Annotated in this window: 3 protein-coding genes; all 3 read right to left on the reverse strand. The window is 43.4% G+C overall.

The annotated features are described in order from the left end of the window. Positions 1–361 (reverse strand): RNA chaperone Hfq (gene hfq / locus L0J61_RS09805; protein WP_301466262.1); only part of this gene is annotated, 361 nt, incomplete at its 3' end. A gap of 350 nt (positions 362–711) precedes the next feature. Then, positions 712–1821, reverse strand: coding sequence for a tRNA (adenosine(37)-N6)-dimethylallyltransferase MiaA (gene miaA, locus L0J61_RS09810; protein ID WP_301466263.1), 1110 nt, complete (start codon positions 1819–1821; stop codon positions 712–714). A gap of 59 nt (positions 1822–1880) precedes the next feature. Continuing rightward, positions 1881–3752 carry a DNA mismatch repair endonuclease MutL gene (mutL, locus tag L0J61_RS09815; RefSeq protein ID WP_301466264.1) on the reverse strand — a complete coding sequence of 624 codons (1872 nt, stop codon included), beginning with the start codon at positions 3750–3752 and terminating at the stop codon, positions 1881–1883. Between the last annotated feature and the right edge of the window lie 232 nt (positions 3753–3984).

Genomic DNA, 3984 nt, shown 5'->3' on the forward strand with positions numbered 1-3984 from the left:
CTCCTCGGTTAAAGCCACTACGTCTAGATGCATAGCCTCGCTCCTCGAAACCTCCTGCAGTAGGCGGTTTACCACCACGCTCAAAACCACCACCTTGATAACCGGCTGGTACGGCACCTTGTGACTGCCCACCACCCGATGCAGTAGTACTGCTACGTGGGTTACGTGCTGGCACTACAGTAGAGATTGCATGCTTGTACACCATTTGACTCACTGTATTTTTCAGCAACACTACGTATTGATCGAAGGACTCAATTTGCCCTTGTAGTTTAATACCATTGACCAGAAAAATAGAAACAGGAATGCGATCTTTGCGCAGCGAGTTCAAAAACGGATCTTGTAAAGTTTGTCCTTTTGACATGAAATCTCTCCTAAATATTATATAATTTTGTTCTGGTTGCCAATTGTTGTAAATGTTGGTGCAATTATAATGGCTGAGGATAGATACAGTAGTAAGTTTTCTTTATAGAACGTATCTAGATAAACACTGAACCTTTTCGCTGTATTCACTTTATCGCGAATAAATGATTATTGTAAGTGATAAAGTAACTACTTGTTTCGTCGGTTCTTTTTACACACAAAACCTATCAAGAAAATAACCATGCAAATACAATTGCATTGTTTTCATGGTGTCGGAGAGAGTATAGCAGCTATCTATATTGCACTTTGAAACTAATTGTCATTATTCTTTACGTATTCAAAATCGAGTTTTCAATATAAATAACCTCTTACCTGCGTCATATCATCAAATGCTTGGACCCTCATACCATTATTGTCGGCGTTATTGGACAACTGAGTGAGTTTTCGCAACCACGTATACTGGCGCTTTGCCAACTGTCTTGTCGCATATAATGCCTTATTTTGCATTTGCTGACAAGCAAGCGACTCAGCACTCTTCATAGCTTCATCTACTGTCTCAGGCTTTGGTTTTCTACCCCTCGACAAGTCTGCTTCACCGAAGGCAGAGTAAAACTGTGCTTTATCTAAATGCGCTTTGTCAAATATTGCATGCTCAATATGCACTAGATATTCAAGTACTTGACGGTAACCAACACAACGCATGGATGGCAAGTTAGGTGTCAATGAATACCGCCCAAGCAATCCAATCACCTCATCCACCAACCCTTCATTCCACATGATATCAAGACGCTGCTCGATGCGTTGATGCAACCACGTGCGGTCTGGCATGACGGCTAATGCATGCCATTGCTGCTTAGGATTGTGAGCCAATGCCTGCTTAGGTTTTTTTTGCCATTCACTGATGGGAATATCCGTTTGTAAGTAGACCTCAACTGCGCGTGTGATACGCTGGGTATCTGTTGCATTAAGACGTTCGTGGCTAACGGGATCTATCTGACCCAAATACTTGTATAACGCCGCAATGCCTTTTTCTTGCCGCCATTGCTCCACACGACTGCGAACGCTGTCATCGCTGTCAGGAACTGGAGATAAGCCATCAAGCAATGCCATGTAATACATCATGGTACCGCCTACTAACAAAGGTATTTTACCTTTGTTATGACACTGATCAATCAAGCATTCAACATCACTGACAAACTCAGCGACACTATAGCTCTCTGTGGGATCCACAATGTCGACTAAATGATGTGGGTAGCGTGCCAGCTCACTGACGGTTGGCTTGGCAGTGCCAATAGTCATATCACGATATATCAGTGCTGAGTCGACTGATATCAGCTCATAACGCCCTGTATCGTATAGCTCGTAAGCCAAGGCAGTCTTACCACTTGCGGTGGGTGCCATCAGACACACCACACTATTATCCGCGAGATTATAAGACAAGCCTTCAGACGAATCTCTCATAGAGTTGCCTTTATTTTATTCATTATTTATATGTAAGTGGCTAGCATTCAATATAACGGCTAGTTCGACAGGTTTTCTGATTCTGGCAAGAGCATTAACGCAATCAATTGCTTACGATCGATCTTGTGAATGGCATAGCTGTTAAGTAATAACTCAATATCTGTTATAAATATCATCAAATCTTGTGCTGACATTTGCATGCTTAACATCTTGAGTTGTTGATTGATATCAGCAGCCGCGATCGGCGTTTTGTTTTTGTCAAAAACTTGACTGCCCAATACATTTGACTCAAATAGCAGATTGGTCTTTGAATACCAATCCTCTGCACTTACCAGTAAACAATGGCCTTGGTTATAAAACAAAAGCCAAGGAAGTACGTTTTCACCTTTACTATCAATACTTGCAGCTTCTAGTTTCTTGATATCCGCCCTAGTGATGACATCCAAGCAATAAGGTAACTGCCCATCTGATGTTAACCTACCCTGTGACTCATAAACTGTATTTATCGACGCTGCGGCCTTATAAGGTTTCTCGACCTCACTTACCTGCCCAGCCTGATGCGTATTTTGCTGCTGCAATAACGGGCTGTGATAAGATTTTTTAACAGATTGGTTATGGTTAATCCAATTCTGTCGTTCTGCACTTTGTTCTTTACCTTGTTCTCGATCGTACCCGAGATCCTTATTTACTGCGCGTGCGTCTTCTTCATACTGAATCGTTGTTTCATCGATGGCGATCGCTTTCAATTTGGATTGAATCGCATGGCTTAAATGCGCCATGATATTGTTTAGCGGGCTAATTTTGATACGCTGCTTAGACGGATGAACATTGACGTTTAGCCACTGAATTGGCACTTCAAAATACAAAGCATAACCGAGAGTTTGCAATTGAGCGTTATGCGCAAGTTGACGAAGCTGATTACTGATTATCGGCTCTTTGACCAGACGACCATTAACGTACAATAACTTCGGAAAATTATCCTGCTGTTGCGACTGTTTCGAAACAGGCCATAACCACCCTCTAATACCTAGACCATTATTCCTTATGTAACTACCTGATCGCGACCTATCAGCACCTTCTACAGCACTTTCTATAGATGGCTGCATCAGGCTAGACAAATCAATCGCTACATCAAGTGCATTATCTGTTAGAGCGATACCAGTGGCTTGCTCTAGCCGCGACAACGACAAAGGGTTGCTAAGTAAGCCTGAACGGACTGCGCTGTCGTTGATACCTGCATCATCTGGTGACCTATCGTTCTCAGAGATCAGGCTTTCAGCTGTTGTACTGATAGATGTTGTACCTACAGACAGAGACAAGCGTTTTTTATTATCATGAAAGAGAGTTAGCGCCACATCAGCACGTGCTAAAGCGACTTCACGAACGCTGGTTTCGATATGACTAAATTCCGTCGCAATAGATTTTAGATTGCCACGGCGGGCAGGCACGTTAAAATATAAGTCTTTAACCGTAATCGTCGTACCGCGCTGATGCACTACAGGTATTAGCTTGGGTACATCATCCAATACGCCCGCGACTTGTAACTGACGTCCAATACCACTGTCATCATGACTACTAGACAACGTCAGGCGCGATACCGCCGCTGTCGCTGCCAATGCCTCGCCGCGAAACCCCAAAGTAGTGATGCCATGCAAGTTCGCAACGTCAGCGACCTTACTAGTGGCGTGGCGGGTAATCGCCATAATCATATCGTCAGGGTGAATCCCCGTGCCATTATCTATCACTTCGATCATACCCATGCCACCTTGGGTAATGCGCACTTCGATACTGCTAGCACCAGCGTCAATCGCATTTTCGAGTAGCTCTTTGACCACTGATGCAGGACGCGTCACAACCTCCCCGGCTGCCAGCTGATTAATCAGTAGCGGCGAAAGTTTTTTAATGCGTGTTTTCTGTTGGTTATCTGGCATTAAGGCGTATCGTTGTGTGTCATGTCAATGATTTATGTCATTGACACTTATGAGTATAAGGATAATTAATGATTCTAAATAAGTGCTGCTGAAGACAGACTGTGAGCCATGTCGAATTAATCGAAGAGTGCCTGCAAGCTAGACATTGAGAACTGACAAATCTACCCCTTGCGCCTGCCCAGCTTTTGATAGTTGCAGCGCAACCTTTCGACACTCTTTATTGTTTTCTTTA

The sequence above is a fragment of the Psychrobacter sp. genome, from assembly GCF_030457785.1.
Lineage (GTDB): Bacteria > Pseudomonadota > Gammaproteobacteria > Pseudomonadales > Moraxellaceae > Psychrobacter.